18 protein-coding genes are annotated in these 21459 nt (G+C 66.8%); 10 read left to right on the forward strand and 8 right to left on the reverse strand.

Annotated elements, in window-relative coordinates; translation table 11 throughout:
• Positions 1–82 precede the first annotated feature (82 nt).
• The 6 genes from serC (at position 83) to rpsA (ending at position 8165) form a co-directional block, all read left to right on the forward strand.
• Positions 83–1165: a 3-phosphoserine/phosphohydroxythreonine transaminase gene (gene serC, locus SF06_RS13150; RefSeq protein WP_039561948.1), complete on the forward strand. Its 1083-nt coding sequence runs from the start codon at positions 83–85 to the stop codon at positions 1163–1165.
• Positions 1165–2262 (forward strand): prephenate dehydratase, encoded by a 1098-nt coding sequence (pheA, locus tag SF06_RS13155; RefSeq protein WP_039561950.1) that lies wholly within the window; start codon positions 1165–1167, stop codon positions 2260–2262. The genes serC and pheA overlap by 1 nt, the downstream gene beginning before the upstream one ends.
• Before the next feature lie 50 nt (positions 2263–2312).
• Positions 2313–3422 carry a histidinol-phosphate transaminase gene (gene hisC / locus SF06_RS13160; RefSeq protein WP_039561951.1) on the forward strand — a complete coding sequence of 370 codons (1110 nt, stop codon included), beginning with the start codon at positions 2313–2315 and terminating at the stop codon, positions 3420–3422.
• The gene (locus SF06_RS13165; RefSeq protein WP_039561953.1) at positions 3415–5649 is read left to right on the forward strand and encodes a bifunctional prephenate dehydrogenase/3-phosphoshikimate 1-carboxyvinyltransferase; all 2235 of its coding nucleotides are present in this window, start codon (positions 3415–3417) and stop codon (positions 5647–5649) included. Before hisC ends, SF06_RS13165 begins: the two co-directional genes overlap by 8 nt.
• 2 nt (positions 5650–5651) lie before the next feature.
• Positions 5652–6335, forward strand: coding sequence for a (d)CMP kinase (gene cmk, locus SF06_RS13170; RefSeq protein ID WP_039561955.1), 684 nt, complete (start codon positions 5652–5654; stop codon positions 6333–6335).
• Between the two features lie 147 nt (positions 6336–6482).
• Entirely contained in the window at positions 6483–8165 is a 1683-nt protein-coding gene (gene rpsA, locus SF06_RS13175; RefSeq protein ID WP_039561958.1) for a 30S ribosomal protein S1, read from the forward strand.
• Between the two features lie 101 nt (positions 8166–8266).
• On the opposite strand, the gene SF06_RS13180 is transcribed toward rpsA, so the two are convergent.
• Positions 8267–9031 (reverse strand): dienelactone hydrolase family protein, encoded by a 765-nt coding sequence (locus SF06_RS13180; protein ID WP_039561961.1) that lies wholly within the window; start codon positions 9029–9031, stop codon positions 8267–8269.
• 145 nt (positions 9032–9176) lie between these two features.
• On the opposite strand from SF06_RS13180, the gene SF06_RS13185 reads away from it, so the two are divergent.
• Complete coding sequence (locus SF06_RS13185; RefSeq protein ID WP_039561963.1) at positions 9177–10373, forward strand: MFS transporter; 1197 nt, start codon at positions 9177–9179, stop codon at positions 10371–10373.
• On the opposite strand, the gene SF06_RS13190 is transcribed toward SF06_RS13185, so the two are convergent.
• Together SF06_RS13190 and SF06_RS13195 are read right to left on the reverse strand one after the other, a co-directional pair.
• Entirely contained in the window at positions 10374–11045 is a 672-nt protein-coding gene (locus tag SF06_RS13190; RefSeq protein WP_039561966.1) for a DUF502 domain-containing protein, read from the reverse strand.
• A gap of 74 nt (positions 11046–11119) precedes the next feature.
• Positions 11120–12121 carry an AraC family transcriptional regulator gene (locus SF06_RS13195; RefSeq protein ID WP_039561968.1) on the reverse strand — a complete coding sequence of 334 codons (1002 nt, stop codon included), beginning with the start codon at positions 12119–12121 and terminating at the stop codon, positions 11120–11122.
• A gap of 149 nt (positions 12122–12270) precedes the next feature.
• Here SF06_RS13195 and SF06_RS13200 point away from each other — a divergent pair, with 149 nt between their 5' ends.
• Together SF06_RS13200 and SF06_RS13205 are read left to right on the forward strand one after the other, a co-directional pair.
• Positions 12271–13461, forward strand: coding sequence for a CaiB/BaiF CoA transferase family protein (locus tag SF06_RS13200; RefSeq protein WP_039561970.1), 1191 nt, complete (start codon positions 12271–12273; stop codon positions 13459–13461).
• A 147-nt stretch (positions 13462–13608) separates the two neighbouring features.
• Entirely contained in the window at positions 13609–13872 is a 264-nt protein-coding gene (locus SF06_RS13205) for a hypothetical protein (protein ID WP_039561971.1), read from the forward strand.
• 210 nt (positions 13873–14082) lie between these two features.
• On the opposite strand, the gene xseA is transcribed toward SF06_RS13205, so the two are convergent.
• From xseA to cysK, 5 genes are all read right to left on the reverse strand, one after another.
• Positions 14083–15462: an exodeoxyribonuclease VII large subunit gene (gene xseA / locus SF06_RS13210; RefSeq protein ID WP_039561973.1), complete on the reverse strand. Its 1380-nt coding sequence runs from the start codon at positions 15460–15462 to the stop codon at positions 14083–14085.
• A gap of 19 nt (positions 15463–15481) precedes the next feature.
• Entirely contained in the window at positions 15482–16087 is a 606-nt protein-coding gene (locus SF06_RS13215) for a tRNA-uridine aminocarboxypropyltransferase (protein WP_039561974.1), read from the reverse strand.
• Positions 16088–16165: 78 nt separating this feature from the next.
• On the reverse strand, positions 16166–17890 hold the full coding sequence (gene aceK, locus SF06_RS13220) for a bifunctional isocitrate dehydrogenase kinase/phosphatase (RefSeq protein WP_039561976.1): 1725 nt from the start codon (positions 17888–17890) through the stop codon (positions 16166–16168).
• Positions 17891–17928: 38 nt separating this feature from the next.
• A complete protein-coding gene (locus SF06_RS13225) occupies positions 17929–18981 on the reverse strand; it encodes an acyltransferase family protein (protein ID WP_052199821.1) in 1053 nt (350 codons plus the stop codon).
• 198 nt (positions 18982–19179) lie between these two features.
• Positions 19180–20154 (reverse strand): cysteine synthase A, encoded by a 975-nt coding sequence (cysK, locus tag SF06_RS13230; RefSeq protein WP_039561977.1) that lies wholly within the window; start codon positions 20152–20154, stop codon positions 19180–19182.
• A 126-nt stretch (positions 20155–20280) separates the two neighbouring features.
• Between cysK and SF06_RS13235 the strand changes: the two genes are divergently transcribed.
• Positions 20281–21354 carry a DUF748 domain-containing protein gene (locus SF06_RS13235; RefSeq protein ID WP_039561978.1) on the forward strand — a complete coding sequence of 358 codons (1074 nt, stop codon included), beginning with the start codon at positions 20281–20283 and terminating at the stop codon, positions 21352–21354.
• Positions 21355–21459 lie beyond the last annotated feature (105 nt).

Genomic DNA, 21459 nt, shown 5'->3' on the forward strand with positions numbered 1-21459 from the left:
ATCTGGCGCCCCGGCGCCAGATTTCGCACGAACAGCACCAGCGCCGGGTGGCCTGGTGTGCGGCGAATCGAGAGAGAACGACGTGAAACGAGCCCATAACTTCTGTGCAGGCCCCGCAGCCCTTCCCACCGCCGTCCTGGAACGCGCCCAGGCCGAGATGCTCGACTGGCACGGCAAGGGCCTGTCGGTCATGGAAATGAGCCACCGCAGCGACGAGTACGTGGCCATCGCCGAGAAGGCCGAGCAGGACCTGCGCGAGCTGATGAACGTGCCCAACCACTACAAGGTGCTGTTCATGCAGGGCGGCGCCAGCCAGCAGTTCGCGCAGATTCCGCTGAACCTGCTGCCCGAAGGCGCCACCGCCGACTACGTGGAGACCGGCATCTGGTCGAAGAAGGCCATCGAGGAAGGGCGCCGCTTCGGCAACGTCAACGTGGCGGCCAGCGGCAAGTCGCTGGACTACTTCGCCATTCCCGGCCAGAACGACTGGCAGCTGACCCCGGACGCCGCCTACCTGCACTACTGCAGCAACGAAACCATCGGCGGCGTGCAGTTCGACTGGGTGCCCGAGGTGGGTGACGTGCCGGTGGTGGTGGACATGTCCTCGGACATCCTGTCCCGCCCGGTGGACGTCTCGCAGTTCGGCATGATCTACGCCGGCGCGCAGAAGAACATCGGCCCGTCCGGCCTGGTGGTGGCGATCATCCGCGAAGACCTGATCGGCCGCGCCCGGGCCATCTGCCCGACCATGCTCGACTACAAGACCGCCGCCGACAACGGCTCCATGTACAACACCCCGGCCACCTACTCCTGGTACCTGGCCGGCCTGGTGTTCGAGTGGGTCAAGGAGCAGGGCGGCGTCGAGGCCATGGCCCGCCGCAACCACGCCAAGCAGGAACTGCTGTACAGCACCATCGACGCCAGCGAGTTCTACAGCAACCCGGTGAGCAAGAACGCCCGCTCCTGGATGAACGTGCCGTTCCGCCTGGCCGACGAGCGCCTGGACAAGGCCTTCCTGGCCGGCGCCGACGCCCGTGGCCTGCTGAACCTCAAGGGCCACCGTTCGGTGGGCGGCATGCGCGCCTCGATCTACAACGCCACCGGCCTGGACGCCGTCGAGGCGCTGGTCGCCTACATGGCCGAGTTCGAGAAGGAGCACGCCTGATGAGCGACGCCGATCAGCTCAAGGCGCTGCGCGTGCGCATCGACAGCCTCGACGAGAAGATCCTCGAGCTGATCAGCGAGCGTGCGCGCTGTGCCCAGGACGTGGCGCGGGTGAAGACCGCCAGCCTGCAGCCGGGCGAGGAGGTGGTGTTCTACCGCCCCGAGCGCGAGGCCTGGGTGCTCAAGCACATCATGGAGCTGAACAAGGGGCCGCTGGACAACGAAGAGGTGGCCCGCCTGTTCCGCGAAATCATGTCCTCGTGCCTGGCCCTGGAGCAGCCGCTGCAGGTCGCCTACCTGGGCCCGGAAGGCACCTTCTCGCACGCCGCGGTGCTCAAGCACTTCGGCGCGGCGGTGAAGAGCAAGCCGATGGCGGCGATCGACGAGGTGTTCCGCGAAGTGGCCGCCGGCGCGGTGAACTTCGGCGTGGTGCCGGTGGAGAACTCCACCGAGGGCGCGATCAACCACACCCTGGACAGCTTCCTCGAACATGACCTGGTGATCTGCGGCGAGGTGGAGCTGCGCATCCACCACCACCTGCTGGTGGGCGAGACCACCAAGACCGACAAGATCTCGCGCATCTATTCCCACGCCCAGTCGCTGGCCCAGTGCCGCAAGTGGCTGGACGCCCATTACCCGAATGTCGAGCGCGTGGCGGTTTCCAGCAACGCCGAGGCGGCTAAGCGGGTGAAGAGCGAGTGGAACAGCGCGGCCATCGCCGGCGACATGGCGTCGACCCTGTACGGTCTGACCAAGCTGCACGAGAAGATCGAGGACCGTCCGGACAACTCCACGCGCTTCCTGATCATCGGTAACCAGGAAGTGCCGCCGACCGGCGACGACAAGACCTCGATCATCGTCTCCATGCGCAACAAGCCGGGCACGCTGCATGAGCTGCTGCTGCCGTTCCACACCAACGGCATCGACCTCACCCGCATCGAGACCCGCCCGTCGCGCAGCGGCAAGTGGACCTACGTGTTCTTCATCGACTTCGTCGGCCACCACAAGGACCCGCTGGTCAAGGGTGTGCTGGAGAAGCTCGCCGACGAATCGGTGGCGCTGAAGGTGCTCGGTTCCTACCCCAAGGCTGTTCTTTAATCTTTCGGCGGGCTCCGGCGCGGGGCCCGCTGGCCGTCGAGGCTATACGCATGAGTGCTGATTTCCTTGCCCTGGCCGTGCCGGGCGTGCAGAAGCTGTCCCCCTACGTCACCGGCAAGCCGATCGAGGAACTGGCTCGCGAGCTGGGCATGGACCCGGCGCAGATCGTCAAGCTGGCCAGCAACGAGAACCCGCTGGGCCCGAGCCCGAAGGCGCTGGCCGCCATTCAGGATGCGCTGCCCGAGCTGACCCGCTACCCGGACGGCAGCGGCTATGCGCTGAAGCAGAAGCTGGCCGCCAGGTTCGCCATCGATCCGGCGGGCATCACCCTGGGCAACGGTTCCAACGACATCATCGATCTGGTGGCGCGCGCCTTCCTGGCGCCTGGCCTGAACGCCGTGTTCAGCGCCCATGCCTTCGCCGCCTACCCGATTTCCACCCAGGCCACCGGCGCGGAAAGCCGCGTGGTGCCGGCGATCAATTACGGCCATGACCTGGATGGCCTGATCGCCGCCATGGACGCCAACACCCGGGTCGCCTACATCGCCAACCCGAACAACCCGACCGGCACCTGGTTCGGTACCGAGGAACTGGAACGCTTCCTGTCTCGCGTGCCCGCGCATGTCGTCGTGGTGCTGGACGAGGCCTACATCGAGTTCTCCGAGCCGGGCGAGCTGCCCAACGGCCTCGCCTACCTGTCGCGTTACCCAAACCTGCTGGTCTCGCGCACCCTGTGCAAGGCCTACGGCCTGGCCGGCCTGCGCATCGGCTACGGCGCGTCCTCGGCGGAGATCGCCGGCGTGCTGAATCGCGTGCGCCTGCCGTTCAACGTCAACAGCCTGGCCCTGGTCGCCGCCAGCGCCGCGCTGGATGACGAGGACTATGTGCTGCGCAGCCGCCAGGTGAACCGCGCCGGCATGCGCCAGCTGGAAGCCGGCCTGCAGGCGCTGGGGCTGAAGTGGATTCCCTCGCGCGGCAACTTCCTGGCCGTGGACTTCGGTCGCGACGCCGCGCCGATCAACGCCGCGCTGCTGCGCCAGGGCGTCATCGTGCGGCCGGTGGCCGGTTACGCCATGCCGACCTTCCTGCGCGTGTCGGTGGGCACCGAGGCGGAGAACGCCCGATTCCTCGACGCGTTGGAGCAAGTCCTGCGTGGCTGATCTCAAGCACCCCCGCGAGGCGCAGCTTGGCCGTCTGGTGGTGGTCGGCCTGGGCCTGATCGGCGGCTCCTTTGCCAAGGGCATCCGCGCCACCGGCCTGTTCCGCGAGGTGGTGGGCGTCGACCTGGATGCCGAGTCCCGCCGTCTGGCGGTGGAGCTGGGCGTGGTGGATCGCTGCGAGGCCGAGCTGGCCGCCGCCTGCCAGGGCGCCGATGTGATCCAGTTGGCGGTGCCGATCCTGGTCATGGAAAAGGTCCTGGCGCAACTGGCGAAGCTGGAGCTGGGGCAGGCCATCATCACCGACGTGGGCAGCGCCAAGGGCAACCTGGTGCGCGCCGCGCGCCAGGCGTTTGGTCACATGCCGGCGCGCTTCGTGCCCGGCCATCCGATCGCCGGTTCCGAGCAGAGCGGCGTGACGGCGGCCAATCCGAAGCTGTTCCGCCGCCACAAGGTCATTCTCACGCCGGTGGCGGAGACCGATCCCGACGCGCTGGCGCTGGTCGGTCACCTGTGGCGCGCGCTGGACGCCGATGTCGAGCACATGGACGTGGCGCACCACGACCAGGTGCTGGCCGCCACCAGCCATCTGCCGCACCTGCTGGCCTACACGCTGGTGGACTCGCTGGCCAGGCGCAACGAGAACCTGGAGATATTCCGCTACGCCGCCGGTGGCTTTCGCGATTTCACGCGCATCGCCGGCAGCGACCCATTGATGTGGCACGACATCTTTCTGGCCAACCGGGATGCCGTACTGCAGGCACTGGACGATTTTCGCGACGACCTCGACGCTCTGCGCGCCGCGGTGGTCGAAGGGGATGGGCATCACCTGTTGGGCGTGTTCACCCGCGCCCGGGTGGCCCGCGAGCATTTCAGCAAAATCCTGGCCCGCCGGGCCTATGTGGACGCCATGCATTCCAATAACGATCTGATCTTCCTCGCCCAGCCGGGCGGCAGCGTCAACGGCCGAATCCGCGTGCCGGGCGACAAGTCCATCTCCCATCGTTCGATCATGCTCGGCTCGCTGGCCGACGGCGTGACCGAGGTGCAGGGCTTCCTCGAAGGTGAGGACGCGCTCGCCACCATCCAGGCGTTCCGCGACATGGGCGTGGTCATCGAGGGCCCGCACAAGGGCCGCGTCACCGTGCACGGCGTCGGTCTGCACGGCCTGAAGGCGCCGGCCGGCCCGCTGTACATGGGCAACTCCGGCACCTCGATGCGCCTGCTCTCCGGCCTGCTGGCCGCGCAACCGTTCGACACCACCCTGACCGGCGACGCGTCGCTGTCCAAGCGGCCGATGAACCGGGTGGCCAAGCCGCTGCGCGAAATGGGTGCGGTGATCGAGACCGGCCCGGAGGGTCGTCCTCCGCTGACCATTCGCGGCGGCCAGAAGCTCGTGGGCATGCATTACGACATGCCGATGGCCAGCGCCCAGGTCAAATCCTGCCTGCTGCTGGCCGGCCTGTATGCCGCGGGGGAAACCTCGGTGACCGAACCGGCGCCGACCCGCGACCACACCGAGCGCATGCTGCGCGGCTTCGGCTATCCGGTCGAGGTCAAGGGTGCCACCGCCAAGGTGGAGAGCGGCCACACGCTGACCGCCACGCAGATCGAAGTGCCGGCGGATATCTCCTCGGCGGCCTTCTTCATGGTCGCCGCGAGCATTGCCGAGGGCGCCGAGCTGCTGCTGGAGCATGTGGGCATCAACCCGACCCGTACCGGCGTGATCGACATCCTCCGGCTGATGGGCGGTGACATCAGTCTGGAAAACCAGCGTGAAGTGGGCGGCGAGCCGGTGGCCGACATTCGCGTGCGCTCGGCCAAGCTCAAGGGCATCGACATCCCCGAGGACCTGGTGCCGTTGGCCATCGACGAATTCCCGGTGCTGTTCATCGCCGCCGCCTGCGCCGAAGGGCGCACCGTGCTGCGTGGCGCCGAAGAGCTGCGCGTCAAGGAATCCGACCGTATCCAGGTCATGGCCGATGGTCTGCAGACCCTGGGCGTGAAGGCTGAACCGACCCCGGACGGCATCATCATTCACGGCGGCCCGATCGGCGGCGGCGAAGTCTGGGCCCATGGCGATCACCGCATCGCCATGTCCTTCAGCGTCGCATCGTTGCGCGCCACGGCGCCGATCCGCATCCACGATTGCGCCAACGTCGCCACTTCGTTCCCCAACTTCCTGGCGCTGGCCGAGCAGGTGGGGATCCGCGTGGCGAAGGAATCCTGACCATGACCGCATCTGTCATCACCCTCGACGGCCCGAGCGGCTCGGGCAAGGGCACCCTGGCCGGCCTGCTGGCCAATCGCCTGGGCTGGAACCTGCTGGATTCGGGCGCCATCTATCGCCTGCTGGCCCACGGGGCCGGCAAGCGGGGCATCGACCTGGCCGATGAAGCGGCGCTGGTCGAGCTGGCCGGCCAGCTCGACGTGCAGTTCGTGCCTGGTCAGCCCGGTCAGGAACAGGTCACCCTGCTGGATGGCGAGGACGTCACCCGCGCCATCCGTACCGAGCAGGCCGGCGCCGGCGCCTCCAGGGTTGCCGCGCTGCCGGCGGTGCGCGCCGCGCTGCTGGATCGCCAGCGCGCCTTCCGTGCCGCGCCGGGGCTGATTGCAGACGGTCGCGACATGGGCACGGTGGTGTTTCCTGACGCGCCGCTGAAGATTTTCCTGACGGCCAGCGTGGAAGAACGCGCACGCCGTCGCTATCTTCAGTTGAAGGAAAAGGGCGAGGCTGTTAACCTCGCGGGTCTTTTCGAGGAGATCCGCGCGCGCGATGAGCGCGACACGCAGCGGGCCACCGCGCCGCTCAAGCCGGCCGAGGATGCGCTGCTGCTGGACTCGACCGAACTGAGCATCGAGCAGGTGCTCGAAAGAATTCTTGGCGAAGCCGCTGCCCGCGGACTCGTCGGGTAAGTCGATCGCTTCGCCATACGAAGGGTCGCAAGGACGCTTGCAGGGAACCAGTCCATGTCCTGCGGGCGTCTTTTACATGAACGAACCCACATGAGGCTGGAGTGTGGCTTTGGGCGGATCGACCGCCCTTGAACTACAGGAATCAACATGAGCGAAAGCTTTGCAGAACTTTTTGAAGAAAGCCTGAAGTCCCTGGACATGCAACCCGGTGCGATCATCACCGGTATCGTGGTCGACATCGACGGTGACTGGGTCACTGTCCACGCCGGCCTGAAGTCCGAGGGCGTCATCCCGGTCGAGCAGTTCTATAACGAACAGGGCGAGCTGACCATCAAGGTAGGTGACGAAGTTCACGTCGCGCTGGACGCGGTGGAAGACGGCTTCGGTGAAACCAAGCTGTCCCGCGAAAAAGCCAAGCGCGCCGAGTGCTGGATCGTTCTGGAAGCTGCTTTCGCTGCTGAAGAAGTGGTCAAGGGCGTCATCAACGGCAAGGTGAAGGGCGGCTTTACCGTCGACGTCAACGGCATCCGCGCGTTCCTGCCGGGCTCCCTGGTCGACGTGCGTCCGGTGCGTGATACCACTCACCTGGAAGGCAAGGAACTGGAATTCAAGGTCATCAAGCTGGACCAGAAGCGCAACAACGTTGTCGTTTCCCGTCGCAGCGTCCTGGAAGCCGAGAACAGCGCCGAGCGTGAAGCTCTGCTGGAATCGCTGCAGGAAGGCCAGCAGGTCAAGGGTATCGTCAAGAACCTCACCGACTACGGCGCGTTCGTCGACCTGGGCGGCGTGGACGGCCTGCTGCACATCACCGACATGGCCTGGAAGCGCATCAAGCATCCGTCGGAAATCGTCAACGTTGGTGACGAGATCGACGTCAAGGTCCTGAAGTTCGACCGCGAGCGCAACCGCGTTTCCCTGGGTCTGAAGCAGCTGGGCGAAGATCCGTGGGTCGCCATCAAGGCGCGCTACCCGGAAGGCACCCGTGTTCAGGCTCGCGTCACCAACCTGACCGACTACGGCTGCTTCGCCGAGCTGGAAGAAGGCGTCGAGGGTCTGGTGCACGTGTCCGAAATGGACTGGACCAACAAGAACATCCACCCGTCCAAGGTCGTTCAGGTCGGCGACGAAGTGGAAGTCATGGTTCTGGACATCGACGAAGAGCGTCGTCGTATCTCCCTGGGCATCAAGCAGTGCAAGTCCAACCCGTGGGAAGACTTCTCCAGCCAGTTCAACAAGGGCGACCGCATCTCCGGCACCATCAAGTCGATCACCGATTTCGGTATCTTCATTGGCCTGGACGGCGGCATCGACGGCCTGGTTCACCTGTCCGACATCTCCTGGAACGAGCCGGGTGAAGAAGCTGTTCGCCGCTTCAAGAAGGGCGACGAGCTGGAAACCGTCATCCTGTCCGTCGATCCGGAGCGTGAGCGCATCTCCCTGGGTATCAAGCAACTGGAAGACGATCCGTTCTCCAGCTACGCCGCCACCCACGAGAAGGGCAGCATCGTTCGCGGTACCGTGAAGGAAGTTGACGCCAAGGGTGCTGTCATCGACCTGGGCAACGACATCGAAGCGACCCTGAAGGCGTCCGAAATCAGCCGTGACCGCGTCGAAGACGCCCGTAACGTGCTGAAGGAAGGCGACGAAGTCGAAGCCAAGATCATCAGCATCGACCGCAAGTCCCGCGTCATCAGCCTGTCCATCAAGTCCAAGGACGTCGAGGACGAGAAGGACGCGATGAAGGAACTGCGTACCAAGCAGGAATCCGAGTCCACCGGTCCGACCACCATTGGTGATCTGATCCGTGCTCAGATGGAAAACCAGAACTAAGTTCTGCTTTCCTGCTGGAAAAAGGGCGACTTCGGTCGCCCTTTTTTGTTGCCGGCTCGTAGGGTGGCCAACGCAGCGCGTTGGCCACCATGGCGGCCGCCCTACACGAACACCTCCGCGAAAAACGCCTTCATGTCTGCCCACGAGCGCGCGTCGGCTTCGCGCTGGTAGCCGATATCGAGCGTATCCGTGCGCCGCTGGTCGGCCTGCGGGTTGGTGAAGCCGTGGCGGGCGCCGGGGTGGATCACCAGCCGGCAATCCGCGCCGGCTTCGCGCATTTCGTCCTGGAACGCCTGCAGCTGCGCCGGCGTGGTCATGCTGTCGGCCTCGCCATGTTCGACCAGCACCCGGGCCTTGACGCTGCCCGGCGTGGCCGGCACCGCAGGCGTCAGCCGGCCATGGAAGCTGACCACGCCCGCCAACGGCAGGCCCTGGCGCGCCATGTCCAGCACCAGCTTGCCGCCGAAGCAGTAGCCTATCGCGCCGATCCGGCGCGGGTCGACTTCAGGCTGGCGCAGCAGCACATCCAGTGCCGCCTCGAAGCGCTGCCGGGTCAGCTCCACACTGGCCGTGGCGGCCTGCATGAGGGAGCGGGCCTCGGCCGGATCGGTGGTGGTCCTGCCGTCGCCGTACATGTCCAGCGCCAGGGCGGCGTAGCCCAGCGCGGCCAGCTCGCGCGCCCGCCTGCGGATGTAATCGTTGAGCCCCCAGAATTCGGGCGCCACCAGGACACCCGGTCGCGGGCCTTCCTCGGCCTCGTCATAGGCCAGGTAGCCGCACAGCGGCGTGCCGTCGGCGCTCTGGTAGGTAAGTTCGCGGGTTTGGATCTCGGCCTGGGCAAGGCCGCCGGAAGAGGGGGCGCTCATGACGTGTTCTCCGCTGCGTGACCTATCAAGGAGGCAGTGAGATCGCTCACAGGTTCCCTGCGTCATTTTGTCCTGCAGGCCGGGAGGAGAAGTGGTAGGCTGCGCGCCGCCCTTGTCCGGGGCGAACCGCGAGCGCTTTACCCGAATGTCTGCCTCCTCCGATTCTGCCGGCTATATCCAGCGCGGCAGTGCCGATTACCGCCGGGCCACCCTGGCGCTGTTCTGTGCCGGTTTTGCCACCTTCGCTCTCCTGTACTGCGTGCAACCCCTGCTTCCGCTGCTGGCGGCGCACTTTCGCGTGTCCGCCGCCAGCAGCAGCCTGGCGCTGTCGCTGACCACCCTGAGCCTGGCCCTCGCCATGCTGGTGGCCGGCGCCCTGGCCGAGAGCTGGGGGCGCAAACCGGTGATGGTGGGCGCCCTGGGCCTGGCCAGTGTGCTGGGCATCGCCTGCGCGCTGGTCGATGACTGGCAGCTGCTGCTGGTATTGCGCACCCTGCTGGGGCTGGCGCTCAGCGGCCTGCCGGCGCTGGCCATGGCCTATGTGGGCGAGGAGTTCGACCCGCCGTCGCTGCCGGCGGCGATGGGGCTGTATATCGGCGGCACCGCGCTCGGCGGGCTGCTCGGTCGCCTGCTCGCCGGTCTGTTCGCCGATCTGGGTGGCTGGGAACTGGCCCTGGGCGGCATTGCCGCGCTTGGCCTGCTGGCGCTGCTGCTGTTCCACTGGCTGCTGCCACCGTCACGTCATTTCCGTGCCCAGCCGCTGTCGCCGCGCACGCTGTTGAACAACTTTCGCCTGCACCTGGCCAACCGCGAACTGCGCATCCTGTTCAGCGTCGCCTTCCTGCTGATGGGCGGCTTCGTCGCGCTGTTCAACTACATCGGCTTCCGCCTGGCGGCGGCCCCCTTCGGGCTGTCCTCGACGGTGATCGGCCTGCTGTTCACCGTCTACCTGGTCGGCATCCTCAGCGCGGGCTGGGGCGGGCGGCTGGTGCCGCGTTTCGGCGCCCCGCGCGTGATGCTCGGCGGCCTCATGATCATGCTACTGGGCGTGGCGCTGTGTGCGCTGCCCTGGCTGCCCGGCGTGGCGCTCGGTCTCGGCCTGGTCACGCTGGGCTTCTTTGCTACCCATGCGGTCGCCAGCGGCCAGGTCGGGCAACGCGCCCGGGGCGCCAAGGCGCAGGCCTCGGCGCTGTACCTGTGTGCTTACTACCTGGGTTCCAGTGTCATCGGCTATTGCGGCGGCTGGGTGTGGAGCCACGCCGGCTGGCTGCCGCTGCTGGTGCTGCTGTCGGGGGTATTCCTGCTGGCCAGCCTGCAGATCCTGCGCCTGGCCCGGAGCTGATCAGTCGACCCGCTCCGTCGGCCGGCTATCCGCAGGCGGGTAGGGCGGGGGGGTGATGCCCATCGACACGTAGATGCTGGTGAAGGTGTCCATGCCCATCTGCGCCGGCTTGATCCATTCCACCGGCATGTACAGCAGGCCGCCACCCACCGGAATCGGCGCGGTAGGCACCAGCACTGCGAGGTAGCGCCGCCCATTGATCACGACGGGCTCCGGATTGGGCAGCAGCGCCAGCACCGCCACGCCGTCGCCGCCGAAGAAGCACCACACCGGGCTCATGGCGGCGATATCGGCATTTTCCTTCTGGTCCAGCAGGCCGACGAAGCGATCGGTCAGGCCATACAGCTTGCCCAGCAGCGGGATACGCTCGACCGTCAGCTTGAGCAGTTTCGACAGCGGCCCCTTGAGTCCCAGCTGTACGGCCAGGCCCAGCGGGTAGATGGCAACGATCAGGATCAGCGTGCCCAGCAGGTAGGCCAGCCCCGGACTCTCCACGAACGGATAGCCGAGTGCCGCGAACAGCTGGCCGACCGTGGTGGAGGGCCCGGCGAAGCGGTTGAGCAGGCTGACGATCCAGGTGACCAGCGCGAGGGTCAGGGTCAGCGGCAGAAGGGCCAGCAGACCGGCCAGCCAGGTGGTGACGATGGACTTGAAGCCGCGGGACAGGAGCATGGCGAATCCGGACAGGGAAGGCGAAGGGCCTACATTCTGGCCGTTCCGTTAGCCGCTGCAAGCGGGGTTCTGTCTCATTTTTCTACCGGCTCGCGATAGGCGCCGGGTGTCAGGTGCGTCCACTTGCGAAACGCCCGGTGAAACGCGGAGGCCTCCGAGAAGCCCAGTTGCTCGGCGATCTCCTGGATGGACAGCTCCGGGCGGCCGAGCAGATAGATGGCGCGGTCGCGGCGCAACTGGTCCTTGATGACCTGGAAGCTGCTGCCCTGCTCGCGCAGGCGCCGACGCAGGGTCTGCGGGCTGCAGTTGAGCTGGCGGGCCAGTTGCTCCAGATCCGGCCACTGGCGGCAGTCGCGCCCCAGCAGGCGCTGGATGCGCACGATCAGCGAGTCATCGCCCGCCGGGCGGCTGAGCAGGTCGGCGGGCGCCTGTTCGAGGAAGCGCTTGAGGGTGTGCTCGTCCTGCAGGAGCGGCTGATCCAGGTGCGCGGCGACGAAACGCAGCCCGGTGAAGTCGGCGGAAAAGTGCCGCACGCCGGGAAACAGCAGGTCGTATTCGGCGACGTGCGCCGGCTGCGGATAAGCGAAACGAAGCTCCTCCAGCGCGATGCGCTGTCCGATCAGCCAGCTGGCCAGGCGATGCCAGATCAGCAACAGGCTTTCGCTGAGGAAGTGCTCCGGATCGTGGGTCGGGTCCACATGCAGGCACAGCCAGGCCTGCGCGCCCTCGCGGCGCAGGCTGAATTCGGGGCTGCCGGGAAACAGCCGGTAGAAGCGGATGCCGCGGCGCAGCGCCTTTTCCAGGGTGCCGCAATGGATGATGGAGCAGGCCATCATGGCGAAGGTGCCCGGCAGGCTGGGTTGGGCGGCCAGGCCCAGGTATTCGTCGTCGAGGCGCCGCCAGAGCAGGCGAATCAGTCGAGCGTACTGTGCGGCGGTCACCCGCGCGGCGGTCTCCTCCAGCACTGCCGGCGGCAGGCCGGCATCGGCGAGCAGCGTGGCAATGTCCAGGTCACGCGCCTGGGCCCCGTGCAGGGCGGCTCGGACGAAGTGGCTGGCGATGGTGCGTTCGCGCATGGTGGCTTCCCTGGCTCAGGCGCTCGATGGTAGTCAGCCGGGACGGGCACGGACAAGCGCGTTTACATCAGGCCGGCTGAGCGTTCGGGTCATTGAGCGCGCGACGCGCGCCGGCCTAGGCTTGCGGGACCTTCAAGAAGGAGCCCGCCATGACCGGTCCCCTGGCCTCACTGAAAGTCCTCGATTTCTCCACCTTGTTGCCCGGGCCATTCGCCTCCCTGCTGCTGGCCGACCTCGGCGCCGAGGTGCTGCGCATCGAATCGCCGACCCGGCCCGACCTGCTACGTCTGCTGCCGCCCCGGGTGCAGGGCGCCTCCGCCGCCCATGCCTGGGTCAACCGCAACAAGCGCAGCCTGGCGCTGGATCTCAAGCAGCCGGCGGCGCGGGAGGTGGTCTACGACCTGTTGCGCGACTACGACATCCTCATCGAGCAGTTCCGTCCCGGCGTGATGGAGCGCCTCGGCCTGGGCTATGAGGCCCTGAAGCGCATCAATCCCCGGCTGATCTACGTGTCCATCACCGGCTACGGCCAGACTGGCCCGTATCGTGAGCGTGCCGGACATGACATCAACTACCTGGCGGTCAGCGGCCTGGCTGCCAGCACGGGCCGGCGCGACAGTGGTCCGGTGCCGCCGGGCGTGCAGATCGCCGACCTGGCCGGCGGCTCGCTGCACGGCGTGGTGGGTCTGCTGGCCGCGGTGATCCAGCGCCAGCTCAACGGCGAAGGCCAGCAGGTGGATGTCAGCATGACCGATTGCGCCTTCAGCCTGCATGCCCTGGGTGGCGCCGCCGCGCTGGCCGGCGGCGCGGAGCCGGGACTGGAGAACCAGCCGCTCAATGGCGGCGGCTTCTACGACTACTACCGCACCCGCGATGACCGCTGGCTGGCGGTGGGCTGCCTGGAGCCACAGTTCCTGCAGGCGTTCTGCCAGGCGCTGGGGCGTCCGGAGCTGGCGGCGCGCGGCCTGTCGCAGCGGGCGGAGGATCAGCAGGCCCTCAAGGAGGCGTTCGCCCGCGAGATCGAGCGGCACAGCCTGGCCGACTGTCAGGCGCTGTTCGCCGACCTGGATGCCTGCGTGGAGCCGGTGCTGTCGTTTTCCGAAGCCCTGCAGCACCCGCAGATCGCGGCGCGCGGCCTGGTCACCGAGGTCCCTGGCCCATCCGGCCCGCTGCGACAGCTGGCCTGCCCGCTGAAGTTCTCCGCGGGCCTGCCGCCACCGCGACACAGTGGCGCAGCGCCGGGCGAGCACGGCGAACAGGTGCTGCGCGAACTGGGCTATGACGAGGCACGGATTCAGGATTTGCGGGCCTGCGGGGCGATGGGTGGGTTGCGAACATAGGGCGGTCAGCGTTTTTCTGGCCGCCAGGGGCATGACGAGGCGGCCAGCGACGAATGGACAGGATGATGGCCAATTGATAGCTTTGCGCCGCCCAGCCTCCGGCATCGGGCCCCCTTCTCTTAGCCGTCTTACCGCAAGGATGTCTGCATGAAAAAGCAACTGCTGCTGCTTTCCCTGTCCTCCGTTCTGCTGGCAGGCTGTGCCCCGGCCAATATCACCTCGGCCAAATGGGATACCAACAACGGTGCGAACGTGACCACCCGCTGCGAGCAGGTGGATATGCGCTCCAAGAAGGAGATGGACAAGACTTTCGCCAAGTACGATGGCTGGAAGCTGGTCTACGTCTCCGAGTACACCACTGCCAATCGCTTCGGCACCGATGGTGTGGCCTGCTTCGAAAAGGCACGCTGATCGCGACAGCGGATGGCGTTCCACACGACACCGGCCTTGAGCCGGTGTTGTTTTTTGGGTGCTTCTATTGAGTGCTGCCCAGGCGAGTCCAGAGCGTAGGGCGGCCAAGACGATGCCTTGAACGCCTTACGAGCTGTGGGAGCGAATTCATTCGCGAGCCTTGTGCCGCTGCACGAAAGCTCGCGGACAAGTCCGCCCCCGCGACCGGGCTCAATCCAGCAGCGACAGGTTCACCGGCTCCTGGTGATTGTCTTCCACGCGCACGCTCAGGCGACCTTCGCCCAAGCGGGCTTCCAGGCGCTGGCCAACGTGGGTCTGGCGGGCGTCGCGGATGGCGTGGCCCTGTTCATCCAGCAGAATGCTGTAGCCCCGGCCCAGAGTGGCCAGCGGGCTGACCACCTGCAGCGTCTGCGCCAGCGCGGCGAGTTGCAGGCGGCGTTGGCGCAGGCCGGCCAGGGTGGCGCGCGGCAGGCGTTCGGCGAGGCTGTCCAGGCGCTGGCGCAGCAGGGCCAGCTGACGCCCGGGATGGCGGCTGGCCAGGCGATGTTCCAGGCGCAACAGGCGTTCCCGCGATTGCTCCAGACGGCGCTGCAGGGCCTGATGCAGGCGCCGCTCCAGATCGTCCACACGCAGCGCCAGCTGTTGCACCCGCTCGCCCGGATGGCGCAGGCGGCGCAGCAGGCCTTCCAGGCGCAGCTGTTCGCGGTGCAGGTGCTGGCGCATGCACAGCTGCAGGCGGCGCTCCAGCACCGCCAGGCGCTGCTGCAGGTCGGCGCTGTGCGGCGCCAGCAGTTCGGCGGCGGCCGAAGGCGTGGGCGCACGCACGTCGGCGACGAAATCGCAGATCGACACATCCGTTTCGTGGCCCACGGCACTGACCGTCGGGGTGACACAGGCCGCCAGGGCGCGTGCTACCGCCTCCTCGTTGAAGCACCAGAGGTCCTCCAGCGAACCGCCGCCGCGCGCCAGAATCAGCGCATCGAAGCCCTGGCGGTCGGCCAGTTGCAGGGCGCGCACGATCTGCGCGGTGGCCTCGCGGCCCTGCACAGCGGTGGGCACCAGCGTCAGCTCCACCTGCGGCGCGCGGCGGCGGAACACCGAGATGATGTCGCGGATCACCGCGCCGGTCGGTGAGCTGACGATGCCGATGCGGCGCGGATGGCTGGGCAGCGGGCGCTTGCGCTCGGCGGCGAACAGCCCCTCGTCGCTCAGCTTGCCCTTCAGTGCCTCGAAGGCCAGGCGCAGCGCACCGTCGCCGGCCGGCTCGACGCTGTCCAGGATCAGTTGGTAATCGCCGCGCCCCTCGAACAGCGAGACCTTGCCGCGCACCCGCACTGCCAGTCCGTCGCGCAGCGCCTGGCGCACGCGCAGGGCGTTCTGGCGGAACAGGGCGCAGCGCACCTGGGCCTGGCCGTCCTTGAGGGTGAAATACACGTGGCCGGAGGCCGGCCGGGCCAGGTTGGAGATCTCGCCCTCGACCCACACCTGGGCGAAGACATCCTCCAGCAGCAGGCGGGCACGGTTGTTGAGCTGGCTGACGCTCAGCACTTCGCGGTCGAGGTGGAGGCGTTCGAAGGGGTCGTTGCGCATGGCGGCGATGATACGCGAATCACTCGTGCCCGGCGCCGTGGTTGCGCTGGTAGGTCTGTTCGCCCATGGCGGCGATCTGGCCGTCGATCAGCGCCTCGAAGGGCCGTAGCAGCGCGTCGAAGCGCCGCTCCGGCTCCAGCCGGGCAAGGGTTTCCACGATGGCTTCCAGGGTGGACAGCGCCCCCGGCTGCGGCGCCTTGCGCAGGCGGTAGCGGGAGGTCAGTCCCTCCGGCAGGCACAGGCGCGGCAGGCTTTCCAGCACGGGGTTGAGGTACAGCAGCTTGCGCGCCTTGCGCCAGGTGCCGTCCGGGACGATCAGTTGCAGCGGGCGTTCCTCGGCGGATTGCGGCGCGGGCCGTTCGGCCTGTGCGCCGGGAAACAGCAGCAGGCTGCGGTAGGCAGGGTCGGCCAGGCGCTCGGCCAGCGCGTCGCCGAAGGTTTCGCCGACCAGCAGCTCGGCATTCACCAGTCCCAGCGCCGCCAGCCGGGCGGTGTTCAGCGCATGCCCGCTTTCATCCGGATGCTGCAGGATCAGCACCCGGGTACGGCTGTCCAGGCGCGGGATCAGCGCGCACAGGCAGTGACTCAACGGGCGTCGGCAGCGGGAGCAGGTGGGGCGGGGCATGCGTTATCCATGGCCAAGTGAACGGGGAGTGAAAAGCTCGCGGACAAGTCCGTCCACAAGAAGCGCGCCCCCCTGGGTTCACTGCAGACTCTGCTGCCGGTCGCGCCGGTAGGGGAACACGTCGATCACCTTGCCCTCGCGGATGGCGTCCTGCAGGCTCTTCCAGTAGTCGGCATCGAACAGGTCGCCGTGCAGCTGGCTGAACAGGCGGCGCTGCTTGATGTCGCCGAACAGGAAGCGTGGGAATTCCTCGGGGAACACGTCGTTGGGGCCGACCGAGTACCAGGGCTCGGCGGACATCTCGTCCTCGGGGAAGCGAGGCGGCGGGATGTGCCGGAAGTTCACCTCGGTGAGGTAGCAGATCTCGTCGTAGTCGTAGAACACCACGCGGCCGTGGCGGGTGACGCCGAAGTTCTTCAGCAGCATGTCGCCGGGGAAGATGTTGGCCGCCGCCAGCTGCTTGATGGCCTGGCCGTAGTCCTCCAGCACTTCGCGTTGCTGGGCCTCGCTGGCGCCTTCCAGGTACAGGTTCAGCGGGGTCATGCGCCGCTCGGTCCAGCAGTGGCGCACCAGCACGGTGTCGCCCTGCAGCTCCACGGTGGAAGGGGCCACCTCCAGCAGTTCGGCGAGGCACTCGGGGTCGAACTTGTCCACCGGGAAGCGGAAGTCGGCGAACTCCTGGGTATCGGCCATGCGGCCGACCCGGTCGACGCGCTTCACCAGCCGGTACTTCTCGATGACCGTGGCGTGGTCCACGTTCTTGGACGGCGAGAAGCGGTCCTTGATGATCTTGAACACGGTGTTGAAGCCCGGCAGCGTGAACACGCTCATCACCATGCCGCGCACCCCGGGGGCCATCACGAAGCGGTCGTCGGTGTTGATCAGGTGGTGAATCAGCGCGCGGAAGAACTCCGACTTGCCCTGCTTGTAGAAGCCGATGGAGGTGTACAGCTCGGCAATGTGCTTGCCGGGCAGGATGCGCTTGAGGAAGGCGACGAACTCCGCCGGGTAGGACACATCGACCATGAAGTAGGAGCGGGTGAAGGAGAAGATGATCGACACATCCGCCTCGTCGGTGATCAGCGCGTCGATGCGAATGCCTTCGCCTTCCTTGTGCACGAAGGGAATCGCCAGCGGCCATTGCTCGTCGGGGGTGTAGATGCGCCCGACCAGGTAGGCGCCCTTGTTGCGGTACAGCGGCGAGCAGAACAGCTCGATGGTCAGCGCCGGGTCCCTGCACACCCAGTCCGGCAGGTTGGCCTGCAGGGTGGCTTCCAGGCGGGCGAGGTCGCCTTCCAGGTCGATCCAGGGCACATCGAAGCGGTAGTCGTTGAAGATCGCCCGCAGCAATTCGGTGAGGTCGCCATTCGGCCGGTAGCTGCGCGTCTGCGCCGCGCGCCGGTGCGGGTGCAGCGCCGGGCGGGTGGTGTGGATGAACATGGTGCCGTCGCTGATGCAGTCATGGCTGAACAGGTGGCAGAAGATCGAGTTGAACCAGGTTTCCGCCAGCTCGTCGTCGCTGCGCGGGTTGATCTGCTCGATGTAGGCGCTCTTCACCAGCGGCCAGAGCTGCACGTCCAGCAACTGCTCGACGGGAAACTCCCGGCGCAGCCGCTCGGTGGTTTCCTGGGCCTTGTCCTCGTAGAGGGCGATGCGCTCCGCCGAGGCCTGCTGGATTTCCTGCCACTGCGCCTGCTCGAAGCGCTTGCGCGCGCCGTCGGTGATCAGCCGGAACTGCTCGCGGTAATCGTCGAAGCCCTTGAGGATGGAACGGGCGATATCGGCCGGCCATTGCTGCGCCATGTTGGGATCCCTGCTGGCTATGGAATGGCGAGCTTATGTCAGTCGGCCGGTGGCGGGAAGCCGGAGACCGCCGGCGCGGGCGGCCTGGCGGGTGTGCGGCGGGCCGGCGACTGCCCGAACAGCAGGAGGCGCGCCCATGGCAGCCGCGCGCAGCCCTGGTAGACGAGAATCGGCCCCAGCAACCCGGCCGCCAGTCCGCACAGGAACCCCAGGTAGTCGTGGCGCAGGTCCAGGCGCTCCAGGGCCAGGCGCATCCCGGCAGTGAAGAACACATGCAGCAGGTAGATGGCATAGGAATACACACCCAGCCGCGCAAGCAGGCGCAAGCGCACATTCGATGCCGCGGCCAGCAGGAGCAGCAGGGCGCTGAAGCCCAGGGACAGGCGGCTGAGCGTGCCGGTGTCGCCCAGCACGGGCGTCAGCCCGCCATAGCCGAGACAGAGCAGGGCGAGCATCGGCACCGCGATCCGCGAGTGGGTCCGGATGGCGGCTTCCAGCATCCGGAAATACAGCACGCCAAGGACGAAGTAGGGGAACAGGTAGAACGCCTGGCGCAGCGAGAACAGCACCGGCAGCTGTTCGCGGTGCGGGTAGATCACGCCAAGAGCCAGCAGCACCAGCAGCAGGCCGGCGTGCCTGCGGGTCAGGCCGCTGTGCTCCAGCAGGGCGAACAGGGCGAAGATCACCAGCAGCGCCTGCAGGTACCAGTAATGGGCGAACGGGTACAGGTGGAGCTTCCAGAATTCGTCCAGGACCAGTCGGGTGCTGGTGCCCGGCGTCAGGTACTGCAGTGTGGCGAACAGTGTGCCCACGCAGAGCAAGGGCAGGCCCAGGCGTCGCAGCTTGCCGGCCAGGAAACGGCCAGGCCCGCCGGATAACGGCCGGTAGCCGTACACATAGCCGGAGATGAAGGTGAACAGCGGCATGCGCAGGTGGCTCAGCGCCTCGTTGAAGCGATGCAGCTCGTGATCACCCGGTAGCCTGAGGCCGTTGGCCAGGGCTTCGGAACCCACCACGTGATAGGCGACCAGCAGCACGCAAGCCAGCCCACGCAGGGTCTCCATGGAGAGGTTCTGCCGCGCGGCATCCATGAACAGGTTTCCCAGGGGCGGTTCGGCAACATCCTTCCCGGTTTCCAGTATCCCTGAGTAGTCTGTGGCCGCTTCGCTCGGGCAAAGTTCAATGGCTGGCGCGGGGCGGCCGCCACGGTTGTGGAAGCGGATTCAGCCGCAAGCCTTTGGTGCTGGCCTGCACCCGATCGCGAATGAATTCGCTCCCACGGATCGTCCTTACTGCACCAGTTCCTGCTCGCTGAACAGGCCGTCGAACAGCATGGTGGACAGGTAGCGCTCGCCGGAGTCCGGCAGGATCACCACGATGTTCTTGCCCTGCATGTCCGGGTGCTCGGCCAGGCGTACCGCTGCGGCCATGGCCGCGCCGCCGGAAATGCCGCAGAGCACGCCTTCCTCGCGCATCAGGCGCAGGGCCATCGCCTTGGCCTCGTCATCGGTGATCTGTTCGACGCGGTCGACCAGCGACAGATCGAGGTTCTTCGGCACGAAACCGGCGCCGATGCCCTGGATCTTGTGCGGGCTGGGCTTGAGTTCCTGGCCGGCCATGGCCTGGCTGATGACCGGCGAGCTGACCGGCTCCACCGCCACCGAGAGGATCTGCTTGCCCTGGGTCTTCTTGATGTAGCGCGAGATGCCGGTGATGGTGCCGCCGGTGCCTACGCCGGCGACCAGCACGTCGATGGCGCCGTCGGTATCGTTCCAGATTTCCGGGCCGGTGGTCTTCTCGTGGATCGCCGGGTTGGCCGGATTCTCGAACTGCTGGGGCATGTAGTACTTCGCCGGGTCGCTGGCGACGATCTCGCTGGCTTTCTCGATGGCGCCCTTCATGCCCTTGGCCGGCTCGGTGAGCACCAGCTCGGCGCCCAGCGCCTTGACCACCTTGCGGCGTTCCAGGCTCATGGAGGCCGGCATGGTGAGAATCAGCTTGTAGCCGCGCGCGGCGGCGACGAAGGCCAGGCCGATCCCGGTGTTGCCGGAGGTCGGCTCCACCAGGGTCATGCCGGGCTTGAGCACGCCGCGCTCCTCGGCGTCCCACACCATGCTGGCGCCGATCCGGCACTTCACCGAATAGCCGGGGTTGCGGCCCTCGGTCTTGACCATCAGGGTCACGCCCTTGGGGCCCAGGCGGTTGATCATGACCAGCGGGGTGTTGCCGATGGCCAGGGAGTTGTCTGCGAAGATGCGGCTCATGTTCATTCCGTCGGTGGCTGGTTGACGAGGTCTGTCAGCCTATGCCTGTCGTGTCGGTCAGTCCAGCCGAACCGGGCCGGACAAGGCCGGTCAACTGCACGACAACGCCGCCGGGGAGAGTCGCCGATGAACCGACGTCAGGCCCTGCCAGTGTGGATCCTGCTGATCATTGCGCTGTTGCTGTTGTTGCTGCATCTGGCGCTGCCTCAACTGGTCCGCAACTACCTGAACGACACCCTCGCCGACATGGGCGACTACCGGGGGCAGATCGCCGATGTCGACCTGGCCTGGTGGCGCGGCGCCTACCAGATCGAGGGGCTGCTGATCGAAAAAAAGAAAGGGGGCGTGCCGGTGCCGCTGCTCGATGCGCCGCTGATCGACCTTGCCGTCAGCTGGCGCGCCCTGTGGCAGGACCGGGCGGTGGTGGCCGAGGTGGCGTTCGTCGATCCGCAGCTGAACTTCGTGGATGCCCGTGAACCCGGGCAGGAGCAGACCGGGGAGGGCGTGGACTGGCGGGACCGCCTGGATGCTTTGCTGCCCATCACCCTCAACGAGGTGCATATCCGCAACGGCCAGGTCTCGTTTCGCAACTTCACTTCCGATCCGCAGGTGAACATCCATGCTGACCAGGTGGTGGGTACCTTCTACAACCTGACCAACAGCACCGATGCCGAGGGGCGCCGCGTGGCGGAGTTCGTCGGCGAAGCGCGTTTCCTGGAAGTCGCGCCCATGGAAGCCAATGCGCGCTTCGACCCCTTTACCGACTGGGAGGATTTCGAACTACGCCTGCGGGTCACCGGCGTGCCGCTGGTCAAGCTCAACGACTTCAGCCGCGCCTACGGCCGTTTCGATTTCGCCGACGGCACCGGTGACCTGGTGATGGAAGTGGAAGCCGAAAACAGCCAGCTCGGCGGCTACATCAAGCCGCTGTTGCGCAACGTCGAGGTGTTCGACTGGGAACAGGATATCCAGGCCGAGGACAAGGGTTTCCTGCGCGGGCTGTGGGAAGCCATCGTCGGCGGCGGCCAGACGCTGCTGAAGAACCAGCGCAAGGATCAGTTCGCCACCCGGGTCGAGCTGTCCGGGACCATTCGCGATCAGGATGTCAGTCCCTTCCAGGTGTTCCTTGCCGTCCTGCGCAACGCCTTCATCGAGGCCTTCAGCGCGCGCTTCGAGCGCTCGCTGGAAGAGGGTGAGTAGCCCGTCGGCCTGCCTTCGACCGGAACGTGACCGAAACCTGGTGTCGCGTTCACAGAATCCCGGGTGCGGGGTATAGTCGCAGCCTGTTTCGCCGCGACGGGCGGC

It is taken from the genome of Pseudomonas flexibilis (assembly GCF_000802425.1).
Taxonomy (GTDB): Bacteria; Pseudomonadota; Gammaproteobacteria; order Pseudomonadales; family Pseudomonadaceae; genus Serpens; species Serpens flexibilis.

Coding starts and splice junctions, on each gene's coding strand:
- rpsA (WP_039561958.1), top strand. CDS start 6,483: ATGAGCGAAAGCTTTGCAGAACTTTTTGAAGAAAGCCTGAAGTCCCTG.
- SF06_RS13180 (WP_039561961.1), bottom strand. CDS start 9,031: ATGAGCGCCCCCTCTTCCGGCGGCCTTGCCCAGGCCGAGATCCAAACC.
- pheA (WP_039561950.1), top strand. CDS start 1,165: ATGAGCGACGCCGATCAGCTCAAGGCGCTGCGCGTGCGCATCGACAGC.
- SF06_RS13185 (WP_039561963.1), top strand. CDS start 9,177: ATGTCTGCCTCCTCCGATTCTGCCGGCTATATCCAGCGCGGCAGTGCC.
- SF06_RS13215 (WP_039561974.1), bottom strand. CDS start 16,087: ATGCCCCGCCCCACCTGCTCCCGCTGCCGACGCCCGTTGAGTCACTGC.
- SF06_RS13225 (WP_052199821.1), bottom strand. CDS start 18,981: ATGGATGCCGCGCGGCAGAACCTCTCCATGGAGACCCTGCGTGGGCTG.
- aceK (WP_039561976.1), bottom strand. CDS start 17,890: ATGGCGCAGCAATGGCCGGCCGATATCGCCCGTTCCATCCTCAAGGGC.
- xseA (WP_039561973.1), bottom strand. CDS start 15,462: ATGCGCAACGACCCCTTCGAACGCCTCCACCTCGACCGCGAAGTGCTG.
- hisC (WP_039561951.1), top strand. CDS start 2,313: ATGAGTGCTGATTTCCTTGCCCTGGCCGTGCCGGGCGTGCAGAAGCTG.
- SF06_RS13190 (WP_039561966.1), bottom strand. CDS start 11,045: ATGCTCCTGTCCCGCGGCTTCAAGTCCATCGTCACCACCTGGCTGGCC.
- SF06_RS13205 (WP_039561971.1), top strand. CDS start 13,609: ATGAAAAAGCAACTGCTGCTGCTTTCCCTGTCCTCCGTTCTGCTGGCA.
- SF06_RS13200 (WP_039561970.1), top strand. CDS start 12,271: ATGACCGGTCCCCTGGCCTCACTGAAAGTCCTCGATTTCTCCACCTTG.
- cysK (WP_039561977.1), bottom strand. CDS start 20,154: ATGAGCCGCATCTTCGCAGACAACTCCCTGGCCATCGGCAACACCCCG.
- cmk (WP_039561955.1), top strand. CDS start 5,652: ATGACCGCATCTGTCATCACCCTCGACGGCCCGAGCGGCTCGGGCAAG.
- SF06_RS13195 (WP_039561968.1), bottom strand. CDS start 12,121: ATGCGCGAACGCACCATCGCCAGCCACTTCGTCCGAGCCGCCCTGCAC.
- SF06_RS13235 (WP_039561978.1), top strand. CDS start 20,281: ATGAACCGACGTCAGGCCCTGCCAGTGTGGATCCTGCTGATCATTGCG.